Annotated in this window: 14 protein-coding genes; 5 read left to right on the top strand and 9 right to left on the bottom strand. The window is 47.4% G+C overall.

Going from position 1 to position 24,367, the window contains the following annotated elements; all coding sequences use genetic code 11:
- Position 1: 1 nt before the first annotated feature.
- From AC1TPC_RS21295 to AC1TPC_RS21275, 5 genes are all read right to left on the bottom strand, one after another.
- Positions 2 to 736 (bottom strand): methyltransferase domain-containing protein, encoded by a 735-nt coding sequence (locus AC1TPC_RS21295; protein WP_482068809.1) that lies wholly within the window; start codon positions 734 to 736, stop codon positions 2 to 4.
- Entirely contained in the window at positions 729 to 1,883 is a 1,155-nt protein-coding gene (locus tag AC1TPC_RS21290; RefSeq protein ID WP_482068808.1) for a type III polyketide synthase, read from the bottom strand. The genes AC1TPC_RS21295 and AC1TPC_RS21290 overlap by 8 nt, the downstream gene beginning before the upstream one ends.
- A 383-nt stretch (positions 1,884 to 2,266) precedes the next feature.
- Complete coding sequence (locus tag AC1TPC_RS21285) at positions 2,267 to 10,927, bottom strand: Ig-like domain-containing protein (RefSeq protein ID WP_482068807.1); 8,661 nt, start codon at positions 10,925 to 10,927, stop codon at positions 2,267 to 2,269.
- A gap of 280 nt (positions 10,928 to 11,207) precedes the next feature.
- The gene (locus AC1TPC_RS21280) at positions 11,208 to 12,068 is read right to left on the bottom strand and encodes a metallophosphoesterase (protein WP_482068806.1); all 861 of its coding nucleotides are present in this window, start codon (positions 12,066 to 12,068) and stop codon (positions 11,208 to 11,210) included.
- Between the two features lie 23 nt (positions 12,069 to 12,091).
- Positions 12,092 to 13,621 (bottom strand): DUF4153 domain-containing protein, encoded by a 1,530-nt coding sequence (locus AC1TPC_RS21275; RefSeq protein WP_482068805.1) that lies wholly within the window; start codon positions 13,619 to 13,621, stop codon positions 12,092 to 12,094.
- Positions 13,622 to 13,719: 98 nt separating this feature from the next.
- Here AC1TPC_RS21275 and AC1TPC_RS21270 point away from each other — a divergent pair, with 98 nt between their 5' ends.
- From AC1TPC_RS21270 to AC1TPC_RS21260, 3 genes are all read left to right on the top strand, one after another.
- Positions 13,720 to 15,504 (top strand): ABC transporter substrate-binding protein, encoded by a 1,785-nt coding sequence (locus tag AC1TPC_RS21270; RefSeq protein WP_482068804.1) that lies wholly within the window; start codon positions 13,720 to 13,722, stop codon positions 15,502 to 15,504.
- Positions 15,505 to 15,535: 31 nt separating this feature from the next.
- A complete protein-coding gene (thpR, locus tag AC1TPC_RS21265; RefSeq protein ID WP_482068803.1) occupies positions 15,536 to 16,102 on the top strand; it encodes an RNA 2',3'-cyclic phosphodiesterase in 567 nt (188 codons plus the stop codon).
- A gap of 268 nt (positions 16,103 to 16,370) precedes the next feature.
- Positions 16,371 to 16,889, top strand: a complete 519-nt coding sequence (locus AC1TPC_RS21260) for a C40 family peptidase (RefSeq protein WP_482068802.1) — start codon at positions 16,371 to 16,373, stop codon at positions 16,887 to 16,889.
- Between the two features lie 136 nt (positions 16,890 to 17,025).
- Here the strand turns inward: AC1TPC_RS21260 and AC1TPC_RS21255 are convergent, their stop codons facing one another.
- The 3 genes from AC1TPC_RS21255 to AC1TPC_RS21245 all read right to left on the bottom strand — a co-directional run bounded on the left by AC1TPC_RS21255 (position 17,026) and on the right by AC1TPC_RS21245 (position 20,557).
- Positions 17,026 to 18,114, bottom strand: a complete 1,089-nt coding sequence (locus AC1TPC_RS21255; RefSeq protein ID WP_482068801.1) for a CapA family protein — start codon at positions 18,112 to 18,114, stop codon at positions 17,026 to 17,028.
- Between the two features lie 222 nt (positions 18,115 to 18,336).
- Positions 18,337 to 19,356 (bottom strand): NlpC/P60 family protein, encoded by a 1,020-nt coding sequence (locus AC1TPC_RS21250; protein ID WP_482068800.1) that lies wholly within the window; start codon positions 19,354 to 19,356, stop codon positions 18,337 to 18,339.
- 157 nt (positions 19,357 to 19,513) lie between these two features.
- Complete coding sequence (locus tag AC1TPC_RS21245) at positions 19,514 to 20,557, bottom strand: YheC/YheD family endospore coat-associated protein (RefSeq protein WP_482068799.1); 1,044 nt, start codon at positions 20,555 to 20,557, stop codon at positions 19,514 to 19,516.
- A 221-nt stretch (positions 20,558 to 20,778) separates the two neighbouring features.
- On the opposite strand from AC1TPC_RS21245, the gene AC1TPC_RS21240 reads away from it, so the two are divergent.
- Together AC1TPC_RS21240 and AC1TPC_RS21235 are read left to right on the top strand one after the other, a co-directional pair.
- Positions 20,779 to 21,531, top strand: a complete 753-nt coding sequence (locus AC1TPC_RS21240; protein ID WP_482068798.1) for a YheC/YheD family protein — start codon at positions 20,779 to 20,781, stop codon at positions 21,529 to 21,531.
- A 115-nt stretch (positions 21,532 to 21,646) separates the two neighbouring features.
- Entirely contained in the window at positions 21,647 to 23,020 is a 1,374-nt protein-coding gene (locus tag AC1TPC_RS21235) for a YheC/YheD family endospore coat-associated protein (RefSeq protein ID WP_482068797.1), read from the top strand.
- Between the two features lie 109 nt (positions 23,021 to 23,129).
- Here the strand turns inward: AC1TPC_RS21235 and AC1TPC_RS21230 are convergent, their stop codons facing one another.
- On the bottom strand, positions 23,130 to 24,104 hold the full coding sequence (locus tag AC1TPC_RS21230; RefSeq protein ID WP_482068796.1) for an aldo/keto reductase: 975 nt from the start codon (positions 24,102 to 24,104) through the stop codon (positions 23,130 to 23,132).
- Between the last annotated feature and the right edge of the window lie 263 nt (positions 24,105 to 24,367).

Below are 24,367 nucleotides of genomic sequence, written 5' to 3'. Positions count from 1 at the left end.
TCTAGCTCACTCCATCGATTGGATTTATTTGCCCCTTATCAATGACAACGGCGTATCGGAACAGGGGCCTCCACTTATAGTAAAGTGCGGGAATTCCAAGCCTCAGTCCGAGATTGTTCCAATCTTCCGCACGAAATCCTTTAGCTACCGATAGCGGACCATCGTTCAAAATATACCGATTGGACGAAATGATTCGGGTCGTCAGCCATACCACTGCCCAAGCGATCCAGTGGCGATGGATGTCATTAATAACGATCCCGAGCCTCGATGCCTTCAGCATGCTCGCGACTGCACCCGGCAGCTCCTCCTCGTCAAAATGATGCAGAAACTGCGTGCCCGTCACAATGTCCGCGCTCCCTTCAGGCAGCGCAAATAAATCACCCTGCCTTACCTGCACCCTCGGCTCATTTTGAAAGTAAAGCTTTGCTTCCTCGCAAGCCTCCTCCGTTAAATCCACCAGCCGAATAGCAAGCTGAATCCCTTGCTCGTCCGCCCATCTCAGCAGCTCCCGGTTCACGTCGCCAGAGCCCGCTCCAATATCCAGAATAGACAAGCTGCTTGGCCTATCCGCCTTCTCCCAGAGCCGCTTTACTCCATGCAGCGTCGGGGCTGATGCGACAAAGATGCGATTCAGGAGACGAAGCTGCTTTAGCGCTTCGCGCAGCTCAGAGCCCCCGATGGAGAAATCATCCATCAATTCCGCCGCCGCAGCCCGAAAGCGGAAGCCCTTAGACATAAGCTCCGTCCGCCAGACGATCCTGCTCGTTCGTGATTGCTGCTGGAACATAAGCGATCTTGATCATTTCGGCTGTTAGGCCAGGCCCAAATGCCAACGCAATGCCGCTGACCTTATCCGAGCCTATCTCGTACAAATGCATTCTCATCGCGTGAAGCACAAAAAGGATCGTAGCGGAGGATACATTGCCATAATCCCGAAGGACACCAAGGCTATGCGCCGTTTGCTCATCGGTAAGACCAAACTTGCTTTGCAAAATATCGATGATGCCCTTGCCGCCCGGATGAATCGCCCATAGATCCAGCGCTTCCTCGCCGCATAGCTGTTCTACCTCTGCGGGGATGTAGTCGCCGATCAGCTTTGGAATATGCGGGGACAGGTAGAGGTCAAAGCCATGATTGCCTACCTCCCATACCATTTCCCCGGCGCAATCCGGAAGCAGGACAGAACGCTCCTGACCGAGCTGAAAAACCGGCTTGTCATGCGTCTTCGCCGCGCCAATAACGCAGGCGGAGGCCCCATCTCCGAAGAAGGAGGCAGCGAATAACGATTCCCTGTCGCCTGATGGCTGAATATGCAGCGTACAAAGCTCCACGCACACAACTAACACATGGGCTGAATGATCGCTTAATAAGATTTGACGCGACAATCCAATGGCCTTAAGGCCGGCGGCGCAGCCTAGGAAATTAAGCGGAATACGGGTTATCGCAGGAGACAGTCCTAATTGCTGCACGATCGCGGCATCCATGCCCGGCAGAAATTGGCCGGTGCAGCTGACGGTGATGAGATGCGTAATAGCAGCAGGCTCGACATCTCCATCGGCCAAGGCTTGTCTTGCCGCGAGTAGTCCAAGCGGAACCGATTCCCGCTTATAAATGTCCATCCGCTCCGACGTCGAAGGCGCATGCTCCGGCGAGGCGCTTGGCAAGTAGCGGCACTCAGCCGCTTCCGCAAGCAGATTTGGCTCGCATGTATATCGGCTTTCCACGCCGCATTGCTTGAAGATCCTTCTCCCCCAACGGGCAGAATCGGGCTTGTCTCTTAACGCATCAACTAATCTCCGGGCCGTATCGGCTTGATCCACCAAATAAGGCGGAACAGCCGTGCCGATGCCCAAAATAGCAATATTCGAATTTGTTTGCGTCATATCAATAAATCCCATCCTCTCTGAATGAACCTAAACGGACAAGTTTTCTGCTTTAAACCAGTCTATTCCGAGCTTATCCCTAATATGTTCGCAAAAAATTACAGTCTTTCCCATTCATTTGTAATAAACTTGAAATCTAATATTCATCTCGTTTTAATGAAAACAACCTATACTATAAACAACCCCCTTTTGTAATATATATAGTTAGACCCACAGCACCGAATGCTGTGGGTCTCTTTTTTGCGTTTTAAGGGGAAAGCTTTCAAAAAAATCCCCCTCATGCGAAGCATACAGATTACTCTGCATGCCTCTGCATAAGGGGGATCTACATTTTTGCTAGGGTCTAAGCTGCTGTAGTCTAAGTGGCTATAGTTAGCTTGATATTACTTCACCAGCGAATACAACCGGTGAATAATGGTTGCTGCTTGTGCACGAGTGGAGTGAGACAAAGGAGCATATTTGTTGTTGTCCAGTCCTTTGATCAAACCTTCCTTTTGCATAGCAGATACAGCGTCCAAGGCAAAAGCAGAAATTTCATTCTGATCGCTGAAGCCTTCGGATGTCGCATCTGCAGGTAAAGGCTTGCCGATGAGACTTGCTGCTCGATACACCATGACTGCCATTTCCTGACGGGTGATTCGGTCGTTAATACCGAAGCTTCCATCCGCTTTGCCCTTCACAATACCCAGTTGCTGTGCGGAAGCTACTGCTTCATAATACCAAGCTCCTGCAACAACATCAGTCAGGGTAGTGGTCGCATTGTCTGACTGAAGATCAAACGTCCGAACCAGCATGGCAATAAATTCTGCGCGAGTCACTTGACCATTCGGATTAAACTTGCCTTCTCCAATACCGTTAATGGCCTGTCTTGCAGCAAGCGCCTCGATTGCATCTTTTGCCCATGCAACGTTGCTAGTATCGCTGAACGATACGTTGACCGTTGCAATAGCGTATTTACTAAAGTGCTTGGCAGAAAACTCAACGCTGCCCGTTGCCGGATTAAATCTGCCATTTTTGACGATTTCCAGCTGTCCATTGTCATTGATGTAGTAAACGACAATATGGTTGGCATTTTCACCGTCTTTTAGTTTGTAAGGCAATGCAATATCAATGCGATTCGATCCAAAATCACTTTGTTTTTTGCCATCGATTGATAAATTGAAATCAAATACTTCATTTTGTCCGATAATGCTTTGTACAGAAGCTGGAAGCGATGTTTTGTCAATCAGCGACACGGACAAATCCACTGCTGCTGCAGCCTTTCCATCTTCATGCACCAGCAATTTAGGCGCAATGGAAACATTCGCAAAGCCGGTATCGATAGCTAACGTCGTTCCCGATTGCAGCTTCGCTACAGGAACAGAGACCGCAATATCCTTGGTGCCTGCTTCTGCTTTAACCTCAATTTTGACTATTTTATTTGCAGAGCTTTCCCCTGCAGTCTGAATATCTTTTTCACTCAGCACGACATTAGCTTTGCCGTTTGCATCTGTTTTAGGCTCCAGCTTGATGTTCCCTTTCGGGTCAACAACAGGCGGGTCAACAGGTTTCTGAGTTTCAACCGGTACAATTGGATCAGGTCTAGATGTACTTGGCGCGGTTACCGTGACTGTAGTCGCGGCTTCAAATCTGCCGTCTTTCGTGGTCACTTTAATAGTCGCCGTACCCGGCGCTACAGCAGTTACCTCGCCTGTGCTGCTTACTGTTGCAACAGCCGCGCTGCTCGTGCTCCACTCTACTTCCTTATTTGTTGCATCCAACGGTGCAATCGTCGCTGTCAGCGTCGATTTCGCTCCAGTCGTTAGATCAAGCGTTTTCTCGCTTACGGCCACGCCTGTTACTGCAACTTTTTTCGCCGTTACCTCAACAGTCGTTGTTGCTGTAAAGCCACCGTCTTTTGTTGTCACCGTAATGGTCGCCGTACCCGGCGCTACAGCAGTTACCTCGCCTGTGCTGCTTACTGTTGCAACAGCCGCGCTGCTTGTGCTCCACTCTACTTCCTTATTTGTTGCATCCACCGGTGCAATCGTCGCTATCAGCGTCGATTTCGCTCCAGTCGTTAGACCAAGCGTTTTCTCGCTTACGGCCACGCCCGTTACTGCAACTTGTTTCGCCGTTACCGCAACAGTCGTCGTTGCTGTAAAGCCGCCGTCTTTTGTTGTCACCGTAATGGTCGCGGTACCCGGCGCTACAGCAGTTACCTCGCCTGTGCTGCTTACTGTTGCAACAGCCGCGCTGCTTGTGCTCCACTCTACTTCCTTATTTGTTGCATCCACCGGTGCAATCGTCGCTGTCAGCGTCGATTTCTCTCCAGTCGTTAGACCAAGCGTTTTCTCGCTTACAGCCACGCCCGTTACTGCAACTTGCTGCGCCGTTACCGCAACAATCGTTGTTGCTGTAAAGCCGCCGTCTTTTGTTGTCACCGTAATGGTCGCCGTACCCGGCGCTACAGCAGTTACCTCGCCTGTGCTGCTTACTGTTGCAACAGCCGCGCTGCTCGTGCTCCACTCTACTTCCTTATTTGTTGCATCCAAAGGTGCAATCGTCGCTGTCAGCGTCGATTTCGCTCCAGTCGTTAGACCAAGCGTTTTCTCGCTTACAGCCACACCCGTAACTGCAACTTGCTGCGCCGTTACCGCAACAGTCGTTGTTGCTGTAAAGCCGCCGTCTTTTGTTGTCACCGTAATGGTCGCCGTACCCGGCGCTACAGCAGTTACCTCGCCTGTGCTGCTTACTGTTGCAACAGCCGCGCTGCTTGTGCTCCACTCTACTCCCTTATTTGTTGCATCCAACGGTGCAATCGTCGCTGTCAACGTCGATTTCGCTCCAGTCGTTAAGCCAAGTGACGGTTCACTTACTGTCACGCCTGTTACACCTACAGCATCAACACGCGGGATGAGCAGCGCGACAGCCCAGTCAGCATGGTCGCTGTTCGTTGGATTAGACGCAGGCGAGCCTGCATCGCTTACATAAAGCGTAAGCTCGTATACTCCCGTTACGTCCACTTCAATCGGAATGCCTTGTGCTGGAACTCCGTTTGCGGATTGCAAAGTCGGGCTCTTATAAAGGGATACGCCATCCCCTAGAACCTCAAACCATAAGCTGCTTGGTGAGGTCGGAGTGTTTTTCACATCGTCTATCCCAATGACAGCTTTAAATTTACCGTATCCTCCGCCAATGTTATAGATAATGGTTGAAATCGCATGCGTTCCGATACCTTTAGCATAAGTCTTGCCATTGATCTTAATCGGAGTGGAAGCATTGTTGATGGCACGATCCTTGAGCGGCGGATGCCCTGCCCAACCACTAGTTGCGCTTACCCAATCCAAGTCAGAAAGATAGGCTTCTTTGCTTGCTGGTACTGGCAGAGTTCCTTTGATGTGATAAACAAACGATGCAATATCACTATCGTAATGCTCATCCTTGATAGCAACCGCCTTCAGCCATGTCGATTTGCCAATGTCGATTGCACCTGTATAAAGCGTGCTATCCTTCGTTGGCTTATCGCCGTTTGTTGTGTAGTAGATGGCTGCGCCTGCTATTGCTGTTTCAAGTGTGATTTGAAACGGATTATCGTAACGCCCACTTGGCTTGCTGGCTGTTGGATTAGCGGCCTTAGGCAGCACGATCTCATAAGCATAGGCCGCTATGTCGCTATCCGTCCATTGATCCTTAAATGCAATAGCTTTTACTGTAGTTGTTTTCGTAATATTGATCGGATTGACGTACTTTGTGCTGTTCTTTGTTGGTGTTTTGCCGTCAATCGTGTAATAAATTTCAGCATTATCTGTGTACGTGCTTAACGTAACCGATAAAAATTTATTGTGCGTGCCCGGCTCTAAATTCGGGTACGGCGTCTCTACAATCGGCGCATTAATCGTATAATCGTAAATTGCGATGTCGCTGTCCAAAATCGTTTCGCTGGCAGCAAGCACCTTTAACTTAGCAGACCTTTGGATAATGAATGGAGCCTTGTAAAGGTTAGAATCTCTTGTTGGCGTAGTGCCATCCAATGTGTAATAGATTTGTGTGTTGGCCGTTGGAGACATTAATGCGACAGAAATAGTCGTATCGTATGCCCCTGATGCCTTGTCGCTGGACGGCAATTCAGCCTTATTCGCTGTCCCCATTGCGACTGCCTCTGCTTCAACACTAGCACCTACCGCAACAGATGTCGTAATATAGCTTACTTTCACGCCATTTACGGTTTTGTAAAGTGCCGGCGTATCTGTTCCGTTAAGTTTGATCGTAGGGAAATTACCGTAAAAACGCGCTTCCCACGCAATCGGCCCTTTGCCGGTTTTATTTTTGAATACGGTTTTGGTGTTGCCTGTATGGGCAACGCTTGTTTCATTTTCGCCGATTCTCAGGTAATCAACCTTAACGTCGGGAACTTCACTTGAGAGCCTTGGCGCCGTAGCAACCGCATGCTTAGGTGCGTTCGGCTCAATGCCCATCAGCCCTTCAACAACGTTGCCGATGATGGTGTATGAAATTTCCGGATATTCGCCGTTCGTCAATGTACCGGAGTTAAATTGCTCGTGTTTGTTCGGTCTCGTTTCCATGATGAATTTAAGCCATTTCCAACCCTCATTCACTCGGTTATACGGATAGAACGTGTCTGGCAAATACGTATAAGCCTCAACGTTTGCAGGAGAATTCGGTTTGTCCAGCTTTGCTTTTGCGGTTGGGCTGTCATAGAGCAAACCATTGCCGATTTGGCCCGAAATATAGTCCAGGTAGTTGCTGTTTCTTTGTCCTGGTTCGGTGATCAGCTTCATTGGCATGAACCAACTGTTCTCTTTGCCGAAACCGCTATATTTCTTTTGCCCGTCAATTCCGAGCGCTCTGGCATAGATGCCTGCCTTATCGCCGTCATAGACGCTCCACTCGTTGTTGAAATAATCTTTAAGCTGTTTAGCTTTGGCAAAGTAATTTGCTGCTTCAGCGCTGTTGCCTTTCGCCTCCAGCATATTGGCATACGCAAGGAATGCTTGATACTGCGATCCAATCGCATCGCCGGCTTCGATGATCTTCTCGTCGCTTCTCTCATTGTAGCTTACTGCGCCTGAGAAAATACCGCCGCCCGTGCCCTCTGCGACTCCATTGCTGTTCGTATCATGCAAAGCAATGAAATCGGTAACAACCTTGGTGTAAAAATTCCACATATCAGGATCATTAATATAAGCTTCGTTTCCTGTCCAAAGATATTGTTTATACGCCTTTTCGACTAGTTCAAACTGTGCTGGCACCTCACGAACAAAGTTGGTGTCGCTCTTCCAGTCGATCGTATAATTAGAAGCGTCAAAGTTATACGCCCATAGGGTGTACCATTTTCTAGCTTCCGTCATCCCTTTGGCAAAGGTTTGGAACATGCTGAAGTTCTCGTTGTTAAGTCTGAGTATGCTCGCTCCTGGTGCCTGATGGACGAAGTCTCTGCTATAAAACGCAGTGCGATGCTTATATCCCGCCCAATAAGATGGGATATATTCGAACGGACCTGGCTGGCCGCCGCCCTTGTTTACGTTAACCGGTCCAGATTTGCCCGTTTGAACAAACGAAAGCGCCTGACCGATTGCCCATTGGAAATTATCCTGAAGCAACGCGTTTGAGGATTGAAGCGTAATTTGCGGTACCTTTACCGTGACAGTCGTCGTGGCTTTAAAACCGCCATCTTTCGTTGTCGCCGTAACGGTCGCCGTACCAAGCGCTACTCCGGTCACCTCGCCTGTGCTGCTTACTGTCGCAATCGCAGAATCGCTCGTGCTCCATTCAACTGCCTTATTAGTCGCATTTTCTGGTGCAACTATTGCTGCCAGCTGTGATTTCTCTCCCGCAGCTAGGCTTAATGACGATTCGCTAACTGTCACTCCCGTTACAGGCTGCGTAACCGTAACAGCCGTAGTTGCTTTAGAACCTCCATCTTGTGTTGTCACCGTTATAGTCGCCGTACCCAGCGCTACTGCCGTAACTTTTCCTGCTGCATCTACTGACGCAATTGATGGATCGCTTGAAGTCCATGTTACCGCTTGATTAATCGCATCTGATGGCGAAACGGTTGATGTAAGCTGCTCTGTACCGTAGACAGACAATGTCACTGTCGGTTTGTTAAGAGCAACGCTTGCAACAGCGCCCCGCGGGAAAATTTTTGCGTCGGCCCAATCGCCGTGATCGCTGTTTGCAGGATTGTTTGCTGGCGTGCCAGCATCATTCAATACAAGCGTAAGCTCATTTACACCTACGATATCCAATTCGATTGGAATGCCTGCTGCTGGACCGTTCACCGTGTTCATTGTCGGGCTCTTATAAAGAGAGAAACCGTCTCCTAACACTTCGAACCAAATGGTAGTAGCCGTGCCCTTCTTGTTTTGAACGTCGTCTATGCCGATTACGGCTTTAAATGTACCGTATCCGCCGCCAATATTATATTTAATAATAGAAGTGGCGTTGGCTCCGATCCCTTTCGCATAAGTCTTGCCGTTAATTTTAATCGGCGTATTCGCATTATTAATGGCACGATCCTTTAGCGGCGGATGCCCCGCCCAACCTGTAGTTGCGCTAACCCAGTTCAAGTCGGATAAATATACGGTTGCACTTGCCGGAGCAGCAAGCGGACCGCTCAAGATCCGATAGGAATAGGAAGCAACATTACTGTTCGTGTAAAAGTCTTTTATAGCAATAGCCTTTACCGTAGTTGATTGGGTAATGTCAATTGCACCTGTATAGAGTTTACTGTTAATCGTTGGTGTATCTCCGTTTGTTGTGTAGTAAACGGAAGCGCCTGCCGTTTCTGTTCCAAGCGTTAATTGGAACGGCTCAGTGTAACGCCCTGCCGCCTTATTCGCTGTTGGCGTGCTTGCAGCAGGCAAGACGATTGCATAGTCAAACACGACTACGTCACTATCTACAAAATCATTTTTATAGGCAATTGCTTTTACTGTTGTTGTTTTATCAATTGCGATTGGATTGACGAACTTTGTGCTATTTCTTGTCGGCGTTTTACCATCTGTCGTGTAATAAATATCTGCTCCTGCTGTGCCTGTGCTTAGTGTAATTGAAAAAGGTGCGCTGTACGTTGCTGCCTCTTTCGACGAAGCTGGTTTTTCTACAATCGGAGCGTTAATCGTATAATTATAAGAAACAACATCGCTGTCAAAAAGTGTTTCGCTTGCTGTAAACAGCTTTAACGTAGCCGATTTTTGAATGATGAATGGGCTCGTATAAAGGTTCGAGTCTCTTGTTGGCGTAGAGCCGTCCAATGTGTAATAGATTTTTGCATTGGCTGTTGGAGTCGTTAATGCCAAAGCAATCGTCGTATCATAGGTGCCTGTTGCCCGATCGCTGGAAGGGACGTCTGCCTGATCCGCGACTCCAACTGTGCTTGCTTCTGCTTGCGCAGCAGCGCCTACAGCAACCGAAGTTGTAATGTAGCTTACTTTTACGCCATTAACTGTTTTATGAAGTGCTGGCATGTCCGTTCCGTTAAGCGTAATCGTAGGGAATTCGCCGTAAAAGCGTGCTTCCCATGTAAGCGGCTCTGTTCCTTTTTTATTTACAAGTTCTGTTTTGGTGTTGCCTGTATGAGCAACGCTAAGTTCATTTTCTCCGATTTTCAGGAAATCAACCTTTACATCGGGAACTTCGCCTGCAAGCCTTGGCGCCGTTGCAACCGTATGCTTAGGTGCATTAGGCTCAATGCCCATCAGCCCTTCAATAACGTTGCCGATAATCGTGTATGAAATTTCCGGATATTCGCCATTAGTCAGCGTACCTGCTGCAAATTGCTCATGTCTGTTAGGTCTTGTTTCCATAAGGAATTTAAGCCATTTCCAGCCTTCATTCACTCGGTTATACGGATAGAACGTATCGGGCAAGTAGGAATACGCCTCAATATTCGAAGGAGAATTCGGTTTGTCTAATGTAGCTTTTGTGGTCGGAGTGGCATAGAGCAAGCCATTGCCAATTTGGCCCGAAATGTAGTCCAGGTATTTGCTGTTTCTTTGACCTGGCTCGGTGATGAGCTTCATTGGCATAAACCAGCTGTTCTCTTTGCCGAAATCGGTATATTTCGTTTGCCCGTCAATATTGAGCGCTCTAGAATAGTTGCCTAATTTGTCGCCGTCCTTGATGCTCCACTCGTTGTTGAAATAATCTTTCAGCTGTTGAGCTTTAGCAAAGTAGTTTGCTGCTTCGGCGCTATTGCCTTTCGCCTCCAGCATATTTGCATAAGCAAGGAATGCTTGATACTGCGATCCAATCGCATCGCCAGCTTCGATGATCTTCTCGTCGCTTCTTTCATTGTAGCTTACTGCGCCTGAGAAAATACCGCCGCCCGTTCCTTCAGCGACACCATTGCCGTTCGTATCATGCAATGTGATGAAATCGGTTACAGATTTTGTGTAGAAATTCCATAAAAACGGATCATTAATGTAGTCTTCGTTGCCTGTCCATAGATATTGCTTATACGCCTTCTCTACAAGCTCAAACTGTGCAGGCACCTCACGGACAAAGTTGGTGTCGCTTTTATAGTCGATCGTATAGTTGGAGGCGTCAAAGTTATACGCCCACAGGGTGTACCATTTTCTAGCTGCCGTCGCCCCTTTGGCAAACGTCTGGAACATGCTGAAGTTCTCGTTGTTAAGTCCAAGTATGCTTGCCCCTGGCGCTTGATGGACAAAGTCTCTGCTGTAAAATGCGGTTCGATGTTTATATCCCGCCCAATATGATGGGATATATGTAAAAGGACCTGCTTGACCTCCGGTTTTATTAACGTTTACCGGTCCAGACTTGCCCGTTTGGACAAACTCAAGCGCCTGGCCGGTTGCCCATTTGAAATTATCCTCTAGCAATTTATTAGATGATTTCAACGTGACTAGCCCATCATAAACGGACTCATAAACTGACGTGGCAACGGTTTCAGAACCTGGTTCTTCAGATTGCGCATGAACGGTCGCTGCAGGCCAAATGGCTGCGGGAAATAACGATGTCGTCAACATGAAGAACAACAATAGCATGCTTACAATCTTTTTTCTCGATCTTGACAAATAGAACCCTCCTTTTGTTTTTCAGAGTACAGACGTGCCTCTATGAAAATCATACTTGCATTGTAAGCGTTTTGAAACGTTGCTAATCTACGATGGAAGCGCTCTTTTCTACAATCATAAATGGATTTCAGTGTGATTCTACTAATAACTAGGAGATTTATTACCCAACCTTTTCTGCTTCAAAAACCGGGGTTTGAGGGTGATATATTCGATCCATCAGGGCAAAATAAAACCCCGACCGCGCACGGTCAGGGTTTTGCTTTCGATATATTAATATGCGCTATTCATTTGCTTTCTTGAGCTCCACAAGTACAACCTCCGGCCGATTAAACAACCGCTGCGGAATAATGCTGTTGCCGAGACCGCGGCTAACAATCAGCGACGAGCTGTCCTCCGTATATTTGCCTCCGTCATACTTTGGCAGGAAGCCTTGCCCTGGGGCAACGAGTCCGCCTAAGAAAGGCAATCGAACCTGTCCGCCATGGGCATGGCCGGAGAACGTTAAATCGATTTGATTTTGAACATAGACAGAGAACCATTCCGGTCGATGCGACAGCAAAATCGTATAGGCGTCCTTTGATCGATCAACGTCTTTGAAGGCCGCCCCCAGATGGGCGTTCATCTTATCGACATCGCCATCGCCCTCATGATTAAAGGTAGGATCATCTACGCCAGCAATCCGAATCTCCCCGTCGCCGAGCTTAACGAGCTCGCTTGCGTTGCGCATAACATGAACGCCCAGCTCCCTTAGCCCCTTCGCTAATGAGGGGAATCTAGATCCCCATTCATGATTGCCGGTCACATAGTATACGGGAGCTATTTCGGACATTTTGCGCATCAGCATTAGACTGATTTCCTCATTGTAGCGTCTGCTGTCAACCAAATCGCCTGTCATTACAATAAGATCGGGCTTCAGCTTTTTCACCTTGCGGGTAATCGTGCTCTGATCCTTACCGAAGGATTTGCTATGCAGATCCGTCAAGTGAACGATTCGGTAGGACTCAAATCCGTCTGGCAGCTTAGCAGATCTCAGCTGATACTTCGTGATCCCGATGGCATTGTTCTCAAAGTAGAGGAAAACGATCACAGCGATAATGGCCAAAGGAATAATCGTGAACAAACGTTTTTTTGTCATTCGCATCCTGCAATCTCCTTACCTTTCTTTTACTTCGCTCTTTGCTTCGATAAATTCCATGATTGCCATTTACTGCTTTGATGAGCCTGGCGCTGAAGCCTGTCAACAGCCTCGCTCAGCCCCGCAAGCTTCGGATGCTTCGCTTGCAGCTTCAGCAGCTCGGGAGCTGCGTCCGTCGATAGCGTTCCGAGATAAGCGATATCGATATTCCCGCTCCGCTCGAAGCGATCGATATTTTTGGCAGCTATGCGCGCATCCAAATTCAGATAATTCATTATGACAAAAGCAATGATGGACACGCAAATATAGGCTTTGCCCATCGAGAAATGCTCCTTCCAAATACGAAGCAAGGCAATCGCAAACAGAACGCCCAAGTACAGCATAAAGCCATGTACCAATAATCTCGTTTGCGTGAAGCCGTATGCCTCCTCATATAACGACAAGCGGCTATAAGCCGACACAAGCATAACGATTGTACAACCGATTAAAACGGTCAGCGCAAGCTTGCGAATCCATTCTGCCGCAGCGCTTGTGCGCCGAATGAAATGAAGTCCGCACATAAGCAGCACCACGTTGATGAGCGCGACCATAATTAACTCAGCGAAGCCTCTGCGCGCATACTCGGCATAAGCTGCTCCGTCTGGCAGCAAACCATTAGCTGCTCCGAATAAATATGAGAATTGAATGGCGACAAACAGTACATAAACAAGATTGATGCTGATGAGCAGCGTGCCTGCTGTAATCGGATCCAGCTCAATTCGTCCGTTTTGCTTAAAAGCGGCTGCTTGCGGATCGGCTGCAGGCCCGCTCGCCTTGTCCGTTAATTTGCTGAATAGCAAACCCCAGATGTAACAAAAAGCATAAAAGGCAAAAAAAGCGGCTACAATGATTCGCCAAATGCCGTCTCCTATAGAGAAGAGGCTGAATACGTTAGGAATTTCAATCACCCATGATAAAAATATTTCATCAGCCGACGCCAGCAATGCAACCACAACGATAAGAATAGGCGCGGAGAGGAGAAGGCCAAGCGATATTTTGCCAAACTTGCTCTTCCTAAACGCTATACTCTCCTTCCCTCTTATCCGATCATTTAACAAGGTGAACGGTACGCCGATGAATGCCAATGGCTTTATAAGCGCTAGAAATATAAGCTCTACATAAAACTCGCCTCGATACCAAGGCTTCGTGCTGCTACTCGTCATGAGCACCGTCTGCGACACCATTAGCGTAAATAAAGCAAACACATTCAGCTGTCGAAATAAGCTGTTTGCATAAAGAGAATAGGTTAGCGCAAGCAAAAAAATCGGAATGAACAGCAGCCAGCCTGATCTTGCTTGCCCCTGCCATTTCTCGAATCCGCCCAATCTTCCTTTGATGGAATAAAAGAACAGACTGTAAAATCCAAGGATAAACACCATAACGGATATGCCAGCAGGCGCTCCAACAAACAAATATTGACTAATCAGGCCGAATAAGAGAGCAAAAACAAGCATTTTTTCATACCGCTTTTGCCATGGCGCCGGATCTCTCATGTCATTCATTCCAACTTCACACTCCATTTGTTAATTTCCTCCTTTTATTGTAACCTAGAAAACAAGAACAAAAAGTGTAAGTTATAATTGGAAAATTTCATATTTTCAAGTAAGGAGTATTTTGCATGAAAATACGTCGACATTACTTAACGCTTCGGCGCGCATATCCGACTGTACAAGAGAACTTCTCCTTTGAAGCCACTACGCAGGAGCTTGCCAATTTGCTTGATTGCACACACCGAAATATGGTTCTTTTATTAAAGCGAATGCAGCAGGAGGAGTGGCTGACTTGGGAGCCAAAAAGGGGGCGGGGCAACCGTTCGACGCTAACTTTCCTTATCAGCAAGGAACAAATCGCGCTGCAGGAAGCGCAGGAAATGATGCAAAAGCAGGATCTGCATGCCGCGCTCGGGCTTTTGAAGCAGGTTGAAGATTCACCTCTGCTGCGCGATCAGTTTCAAGACTGGCTGTCCGACCAGTTCGGCTTTCATTCCGAGGTGCAGGGCAAGCGGCGCACCGATATTTTGCGCTTTCCGCTGCAGCAAACGATCTATTCGCTGGATCCGGCATACATCCATTACACGGGCGAATCCCATCTCGTCAATCAGATCTTTGATGGGCTTGTTCGCATCGATCCGAAGGGCGAGCATATTTTGCCGCAGCTTGCGCATGCTTGGGAGGTTGATGAGACGCGAACACGGTGGACGTTTTATTTGCGCAAAGGCGTACTGTTCCATCATGGACGCGAGCTGGATTCATCCGATGTCAAATTTTCGCTTGAGCGGCTTAAACGGCTGGCTCCGCTCGGTCTCTATAGCTGGGTCTACTCCGATATCGTAGCGATGGACACGCCGGATGACACAACGATTCGCATTCAATTATCCGAGCGGAACGAGGCCTTTCTCGCTTTTCTCACGACCAATCGCGCATCGATCGTCCCTCAGGATGCATGTTTGGCAGCAGGTGAGCAATTCGGCGAGAAGCCTATTGGCACAGGTCCTTTTCGATTCGTGGGAAATGAGCAGGGCGTTTGGATATTAGAGGCATTTGCTCCTTATTTTCAAGGAAGGGCCTTTCTCGATCGGGTTGAGGTTTGGACCATTGCTGAGGAGGAGGCGCGCGAGAAGCATGCAGAGCTGCAGTCGTTTCAGGTTATGCATAACGCGAGATTGTCGGAGCACGCAGCAGATCGGTGGCAGCAGGTTAGACAATCGGGAATGACCTGCAAGTTCATCACCGTAAATGAGCAGAAGGACGGCCTGCTGGCAAACCCGGCCATTCGAGCGGCTATTGATCTCGCTACCCAGCGTACCGAGCTGCTAAAGCTACTATCGGGAGATGTAATAGAAGGCGTGAACAGCTTTTGGCCGGATAAATCGCATAAATGGCCGGAGGACGCGGGCTGTGACTGGAGCCTCATCAAGCGAGCACTTGCAAGCTCAGGCTATAACGGCGAGACGCTAGTACTCGCCACTATTCCGCAATATGCAGCGGATGCAGAGATCATTCGGCAGGTCTGTGCGAGGTCTGGCATACCGCTGCATATCAATCTTATCCCTGCCGAGCAATTCAAAGGGACAGCGCGCATGTCCGCCGATCTGCTGCTCTTTGCGATCATGCTGGACGAGCATCGCGAGCTCAGGCTTATTGATTTGTACAAAAGCATGCAGCAGCATGCGCTGCCGGACGTTCATAATAGGCTGGAGCGCGGCATCCGAAGTCTTCTGGGCGAGCCAGACCGCTCGATTCGAGAGGGGATATTTTTAGACATTGAAGCAGAGCTTAAAGAGAGACACAGCCTCCTGTTCCTCTACTGTAAACATCTTAAAACAGCATTCCACCCATCGGTACGGGGAATATCGCTCGAATCGCTTGGTTGGGTACGATTTCGCGATATTTGGTTTACATAAACGGATATTAGAATAAAGCGAGGTTATCGAAATGGGACAACAACATTCGAACGATCATAAGCAGCGCTTATTTATTGCCATACCTGTACCGGAACCTATCTCAAAGAAGCTGGAACAATGGACACTCGTCCACAAAGAGAAGCTCCCCTTCCGAAAATGGACCCATCCGCGCGATTACCATATTACGCTTCAGTTTCTAGGCGACACAACAGCTGCCCAGCGTGATGCGCTGCAAGCTGCTCTTCGTGAAGTAAAGGCAAAGTCCTTGTCGCTAGCGTTGAACGGAGCAGGCACCTTTGGACCGGCCAAATCTCCCCGCGTGCTTTGGGCAGCAGTTGCCGGAGACCTTGAAGGTTTAAACAGCCTTCACGCAGAGGTGATCAAGGCAACCCGAACGGCCGGCTTCGAGCCGGAGGATCGTCCCTATTCGCCGCATATCACCTTGGCCAGGGGCTTCACGGGAGGCATGGACATGTCAAATGAGTCGACAGCCTCCGCTCCCTCTGCATTCGACTGGGAAGCCGACCGTTTCGTCCTTATGCGCACCCATATGCATGCTTCACCGATGTATGAGGTCATCGGAGAATTTCCTATTTAGTCATTCAAATCCAGCATCTATCACGAAAAAACGGCTATTCTCTGGAATAGCCGGCCATTCTAACATACTAGGCCCGCTACAACAAGAAAAAAAATATTCATACGAAATGGCGAGCCTCGCGATTAAGGAATAAAAGCCGCATTGCAGCTAGCTTTTTCCAACCTTTTTGCATACTGGTAGCGGTTACGTTCCAATTTTTTCAGGTTTTTTTCCTCTGCAAAGTAAACTTATAATACGGATGAGACTAACACAGAGGAGAGATCACAACATGAAAAAAGGAATCAAAAGAAAAATCGCAATCTTGATGTTAGCCATCAGCTTGCCGGCAACTTCGTTATTACAAGTACAGGACGTCGATGCCGCATCCGTATCCGCAAAAAGAAATAAGCTTGTTCAGACCGCAATTGGCTTAACCAACAAGGTAGATTATGTACATTGGACAAAGAGACAAGAAACAAGGGCACCTTACAAAACGGATTGCTCTGGCTTCACGTATCTTGCATATAGACTTGCAAACGTTGGTGTAAAACTTGTCAACAGAGATGATGACGCTCAAGCAAAAGTAGGTCAAAAGGTATCATGGGGCAAGTTTGAGAAAGGCGATTTGATATTCACTTGGAACGGCGGCTCCAAAAATAAGAAAGATGTCGGTCACGTCGGTATCTATATCGGCAATGGCAAAATGATTCATAACGCTAGTGTAAAATCAGATGTTGTTGTAACCAACATTTATAAGAGCAGCTATTACAAAGATAGATTTATCGTAGCAAGACGCGTAATTAAGTAGCGGCACATTACCGAAAGTAAGCGCTATCACAAATAAGGACAAACCAATTCCTATCATCTGGAATTTCTCATTAAATGATCACCCTGCTAACCCGCATTACGGGACGGTAGGGTGATCTTTTTCATCACATGTATGGCTACAACACTTTTAATTCAGGAGCATCTGTGCTTCGTTTTATATGATGCTTGACATGCTCATACATTTTCCTCATTCGAACCAGCTCATTGCTAGTTCCGCCGGCTTGTTTTTTTATTTCGTCTTTCAAATTCAATACCCGAAATACACTTCTGCCTCCTGATTTGGTAATCCTCACCCAGGTGGGAATAAAATCAGCGCTCATGATTTGCGTCGTACCGTCATCATATTTCCTAATTTTGAGCCTTGTAATGAGACCCGTTAATGTGTGATCATTTCTATATAGCCTTGTCGAAATAAAGTTGCCTAAGGAATAAATCGCAAACCTTTGCTTATTCTCGCCCGTATGGTCCTTTACCTTATAAAATAAAGCGGGCTGGATCACATGTGAATGCGCCCCTAGAATAATATCCGCTCCGTTTTTGAATAATAACGGAACGAGGTTTTTTTGCTGATCATTCGGGAACATGCCGTATTCTCTTCCGAAATGCATACATACAATAACAAGATCCACACCTTTTGATTTCAGCTTCTTAATATCAGAAACAATTTTATTTGGTGAAATCAGATTGACAGCCCAGGATTGGCCGGACGGCACAGGAATTTGATTCGTCGTCTTCGTGTAGGCCAAGATACCGATCTTAATTCCTTTTACATCTTTAATTAAATATTGTTGCGAATCACTATGTGATCGATACGTTCCTGTATGAGCAAGGCCATGGGAATCCAGCACCCTTAATGTTCGTTTGAGTCCGTTGATCCCACAATCCATACAATGATTGTTTGCAGTGGAAAGCACGTCAAACCCAAGATTTTTTAGCGTGCCGGCGAACTGATCCGGGCAATTGAACATGGGCCAATTGGTTTTAGGATGCCTTTTCACAACGGAGTATACGTTATCACTCGTTTTCCCGCCGAAGTTCGTTTCAAGATTGCCAATGGTAAAATCTGCGTTTTGCAAATGAGGAGCAACTTGTTCAAATAGCTTATCAAAATCGTATCCTTTTTCACCGGAAACCTTGACGGAGTTAATAATTCTCGTCTTGATGAGGAAGTCTCCGACCGCGGCGATCGTAATGTCCGTACTCATGATTCATCTCCGTTCTCTAAATCTTTAATGAACTCTCGAAAAGCGCGGAGCCACACCATATCATATGATCCGGGCACTAGTCCCGCATTGGATATTCGCCTATATTCAAGATTCAATTATGGAAATAGAAAAAAGGCATGAGCGTCCGTTGCGAGGCAGACTGCCGAAAATGCACAGTCTGCTCTCAACATGACGCTCACACCTAGGAATCGAATCGGTCGACTATTCAGTAACGACTTTGGTGTACGTACTGTTCGACGTTATGTATACGTTCTTGCCATTTACTTTAACTTGATACCAATAACTATTAACTTCCTTAACGAGTTCAGCTTTCTCTCCAAGCTCCAGCCTTCCAACCGTTGTTGAGCTTTGTTTGGCTGACGCTTTGAGTGATACCCACCCTTTTTTCGTAACCACATATTTTTTCTGTGCTTGTTGATCATCAGGCTTTGAAGTTACCGGCGGCTGCGGTGTTGGCTGCGGTGTTGATGTACTGCCGTTTGACCACGCAGGAACCTTCTTCTGCGGAGGAAGCACGTAGGATTGCGGTATGACTGGCGCTTTTTCCGTTTTTCCTGCCATTCCGCTTAAGGCTGAATCAGGCAATACCCGTCTCGCGGAATGAAATTTCTCGCCCCACCAATAGGACCAGCTATCTACCGTACCAAGTGCCGTAGGGTTGCCGTCATCTCTTGTTCCGATGACAACGGGCTGGCCCTCCCGGTTGGTACCCATATAGATGGCGACGTGAGTGATGTGATCGCTCTGCTGCCAAGTCAGAATGTCTCCAATTCGCAGGTTTTGAGTGCCTGTAAGCTGCCACTTTCCATTTACCTTTTTCTTGCCTACGCCTGCAACCTTCGTTCCAACGGAATCATAGCTTCTTGATGCTTCTGTAATATTGTAGCCGAAGTCGCCATAAACAAGGCTAGTAAAACCCGAGCAATCCTCGTAACCATACTTCCCGTACGCTTTCGAGCCATGTCCATAAATAAAGTAACCGTTCTCCATATACCATATCGCGCGCTCCACAATTTGATAAGCCAGCGTGCCTTTGAGGCTGGTATACTTGCTGCGGAAATCTGCTGCATTATACAATTCGTCTTTTACATAACTATCAGCGTTAATATACTTATTATATTTGGCCACCGCTTCGGATGTAGAAAAATCAGTAGCAGCGAAAGCCATTCCAGTCGTGCTTAAAGATAATGCTAAGGTGAAGCCAATAATCTTTTTCTTCATAGATCTACCAACTCCTAATATGTGATGTATTCCTATAATAGCAAGTTTTACTAATCAATTTCGATGGTACATATATCCAGCCATGGGTAAGCTTCAATCTTTTTCCATATATGAAACCCCCGTTATCTCCACAAACGAAGATAACGGGGGTTCGCATTTATTTTTTTGCGAGCAAATTTCGAGCATAATGAAAAGGAATATGAAGGCATTGTTCCCAAGCTTTTTTCCCGTATAATCGCTTTATTATCATTTTCCCCGGCTTAATATTAATCTCGATGAGCCAAAGCTTCCCGCTCCGATCTACAGCGAGATCGATCCCGAGCTCTGACAAGCGAGAGTTGTATGATTTTTCCACAAAATCCGGAATATATTCCGCCACCTCAACAATCGATTTTGTGAGCGCTTCTCCCTTCTCGCTGCCTTGCTCGCTCTCCAGGTAATCCGCTACTTTATAGGCGTCGCCGCCGCTCTTAATATTTGAGGTAATTTTGTCCTTCATGCCTTCTCGGACGGCCATGCCCGTCATGACCCAGTCTCCATCGTTCTTCTTCTGCATGAGTGCGCGTATGTCGAATACTTTTCCTTTTTTGTTTCTAATATCAATCCACTTTTGCATCAAATGCCTGCCGTCTTTCAAAACGCCTCGAATGAAGGATTCCAGCTTAGCGCTCGGCAAGCTCTTCTTCACGGCGCCATCTCTTTGGACAACAAAACGGTCCTTCTCCAGCGTTACCCTTATAATCCCTCGTCCGCCCCATCCGTTGATGGGCTTCACCATAATGCTTTCATGCTTTTTCAAAAATTGAATGAACTGCTGCGCACTATTTATTTTTTCAGTTGGCAATAGGTGCGGCTCAAGAACTGAAGAGCCAACCAAATGGCTTTGAATTTTGCATTTGTTGCCTAAGCCGTAGCCGGTAAAACGAAGCTGCCTGCTCTTTTTCACAAGACTAGCTCTTGCCTCCAGCACAGGCGGATAAAAACCGATGTCCATATTGATTTTTGGATAAGGGACCGTTTTCCGGGTCCAGCCTCCGCTTTGATACACGCAGCCATGGATCTGCCTCTTCTGCAGATTCACATCCTTTGGGGTGTAAATAATGACTCCCTCAAACTTCTCGGCTAGCGCGGACCGTGCATGGCGGGTAAAGTTTTCCGGGCGCATAATTCGATGTGTCATAATGCCTAAAATATTATTCATATTCGTTTCTCCGATCTTTTTCGTCTGCATGGCTCTCGCAAGATTGGAACCGTTTAATATCCTATGCGCAAAAGCATTCGTCCCGCCTTGGATATTCGCCTAAATCATGAATAATATTGCGGGCAGGTACTCTTTGATTAATACCGGAATAACATGAATAACGTCGATCACAGCTTATTTCATGACGTGAACAGCTCTTAACAAGCGGAGGAGATTCCAAAGTGAAAGCTAGATTGATTAAATATCCTGGAAGGAAATGGCTGAAGCATGAATCGCTCTGGGGCGAGCCGGAACTCCGAAAATATTTGCCCGAAACAGAGCTTTTTACCCCGCAAGCTTTTATTCAGATGATCGAAAAACATGTTGTCCTTTTTGTCAAACCTGATGTAGGCATGCAGGGGCAAGGCATTATGAAGGTTACCCGTGAGGGAGAGCGTTATATCATCCGAACAGCTTCGAAAAAAATGGTTTACCACAGCGTGAAAAAAGCTTCTCTAAAGCTGAAGCAATTGATCGGAGAAGAGAGGTATCTCGTACAGCAAGGCATCGAATTAATTCGAATCGACGGCAAACCGATCGATTTCCGAGCTTTATTGCATCTTAGGCCGAGCGGAAAATGGAAGTTCTTCGGCATTATGGGGAAGATAGCAGCTCCGAACCGTTTCGTGACAAATCACAGCAGCGGCGGACGGGCGATACGGCTGTATCAAGCTCTTCAAGTGACGAAAGAAGAAGGGGAAGAATGGGAAGACCGGATCAAAAAAATGTCCGGTTTAATTGCCCACGCCATGAAGCGGCATTTTCCAAAAATAACAGAGCTGGGCTTAGATATCGCCATCGATACGAATCAACAAATTTGGCTGCTTGAAGCGAACACAAGGCCTCAATTTCAACTATTCAGATATCATTCAAACCCGCGACTGTTTGCACAAATCGCCACTTCTGTTCGCACGATCAGAAACCATTCTGTTTAAAATAAAGCCAGGATAGCAAAGGAGGCATTTAGCGCAGTGAATGGCTGATTGCACGATCCTGCGCTTACAGGTCCAAACCGTATTTACGACAAGTCAGTGCTGGGAAGGAGTACGCATGAATCTAACAAAGGTAACGCTGCAAATACAAAACTCTAGCAACTCATCAGATGAATCGATCCTCATGCTTAGCGAAGAAATCGGCGAGAAGTGGATGATCCCTTTCAATAAGCCTTTGAATCTGCGCTTTGGATCAGCCAGCCATCAGGTCACAGTCGAACCTTCGTCACAAGAAAGCGTATTGCTCGTCAGTGCAGCGCTTGCTGCTAAATGGGGACTTGCTCATGGCGACGAGCTGCGCCTTCAATACGAACCCGCTTCGGAGACCATTCAGATCGGTCCGCTTATCGGCGTAATGGTGAGTCGTATCAATAGACATGCGCCTTATAAACCGTTTGGCGTCAATACATCGTTTTGCCGTGAGCTAAGCGATGCATGCAAGCTTGAAAGTTCTGTCGTCTTTTTTTTCACGCAAGAGGATGTGCAGAAGCAGACTGATAGCATCAAGGGCTGGATCTATACGAATAAATGGGTATCGCGACGTTTTCCTATTCCCAAGGTGATCTACAACCGTATCACTTCCCGCAAGCTGGAGCGAAGACCGAGCTTTAAGCAGTTTATCAAATACGCTAAAGGACGCCATAACGTAGTATTTTTCAATGAAAAATACTTAAACAAAATAGAAGTCTTCCAAGCTCTTAAAAAAGAGCCTGAGCTGCATGTTTATCTTCCGGAATCCCATCTGCTCCGCAATTTTCAGATGCTGAAAACGATGTGCAGCAAGTATGACGTCGTCTTTCTAAAACCGACAAACGGAAGTTTGGGCAATGGCATCATCCGTATCCACCGAAATGCTAATCAAACGTACACCTGTTTTTTCAACCATTTGAGCGGCATAAGAACGCAAACGTATATGACCATAGAGAAATTGTTTAATGCCATCTCAAGCAAAATAAGAAAAAGCCGCTATCAGATTCAGCGAGGGATCAGGCTTCTTACTGTAGGCGGCAGGCCAGTCGACTTCCGGGCATTGGTGCAGCGCGGTGAAACCGGCCAATGGAGCATCACCTCTATCGTCGCTAGAATTGCCGGCAATGATCAATTCGTGTCCAATCTAGCCCGCGGTGGAATGATAACGACCGTCAAGGCTGCTCTTGCACGTTCAGGCGCCTCCGCCGCAGTTGGCGGTTATTCGAAGCTTCGGCGGGCGGCGCTCCATATAGCCAAAGGCATTGAGAACCGAATGGCGGGGCATTTTGCCGAGCTCGGCATTGATTTGGCACTTGATTCAAGAGGCCAAGTATGGCTGATCGAAGTCAATTCCAAACCGTCGAAGGACGATAATGCGCCTCTTCCCACCGAAAATAAAATCAGGCCTTCCGTGAAAAAGTTTGTGCAATATGCTCATTACTCTTCCAGCCTCAAAGACTAGCTGTCCACGCAAAAAAAGCCCAATTGCCCAAGCCAAGATGGTTGCCTATGCAGTATGGCGCCTATCTTGGCCGGGCAGAGCTAGAGAGATTTGGGGCAGCCGCTGCCGTTTAAGGCAATCGGTATATGGCAAAAGGCTCGCCGTGGCGGAACGGACTACTGAGTGTATCCAGTTTCATTTGAGTCTCAGCGTCCAGTTGAAGAGCAACGCTCTTCATATTTTCTTCAAGCTGTTCTACTCGCGCAGCGCCTACAATAACTGTTGAATTAACAGGCTGATGCATCAGCCAAGCAAGCGACAGCACGCTTGGCGTACAGCTTAGCTCATTGCTGAGCTTGCTGACCTCTTCGCCGAGTGCCAGCGTTTTGTCGCTGAGAAATCTGGCGAAATTCGGATCGGTCTGCGCCCTTGAGCCATCTGGCGCTCTATCTGCGGCGCTGTACTTGCCGGACAAAATACCGCCTGCCAGCGGAAAGTAAGGAATGATCCCCACCCCTTGATCCAGACACATTGGGACAAGCTCCGTCTCAGGCGTTCGATCAGCGAGCGAGTAGCTCACTTGTGTGGATACGAACCGGTTTAGCCCAAGCCGTTCGCTGATCCCTATGGCTTTCATTAGCTCCCATGCAAAATAGTTGGACGCGCCGATATAGCGCACCTTCCCTGACCGAACCATATCATCAAGCGCTCGCAGCGTTTCTTCAAGCGGTGTTGCGGGATCAAAGGTATGAATTTGATAGAGATCGACATAGTCGGTTTTCAGACGCTTCAAGCTGCTTTCCAGCTCCGACATCAAATGATATCTGGACGAGCCTCGCTCATTCACACCCGCTCCGCGGATTAGTCCCGCTTTGGTCGCCAGCACGACATTGCGGCGGCTTCCCTCCAGCACCTTCCCAATTATTTTTTCAGACTCGGTGCCCGCATATATATTAGCAGTATCTATGAAGTTGATTCCGTTATCCAATGCATGATGAATGATCTGCTTGGAAGTTTCATAATCAGCCCGCTTGCCAAAAGCGTTGGTGCCCAATCCGAGAACGGAAACGTGAAGGCCGCTATGACCCAAACGCCGATATTGCATACCGATCAGCTCCTTATTTTCTTATGCAAGCTTACTTCTCTCACTATTATAACCTTAGTTCAATAGCATTTCAGTACAGCAAGGACATAGCCTTAACGCCAGTTAAGTGTAATTCTCACAATGGGATGCCGCATCCATCGGACTTTCAGCCACAACAACATCTAGCTCTGCTCATATTAAAGTTTACATTGGTAGTGATATTTTACCAGCCAATGCAATTGCTACTACTGATTATTGGACTTATAATTGACTCGGGCAGGTTA

Source organism: Paenibacillus sp. Y280, assembly GCF_056786335.1.
This window is presented reverse-complemented; position numbering and strand designations above follow the sequence as displayed.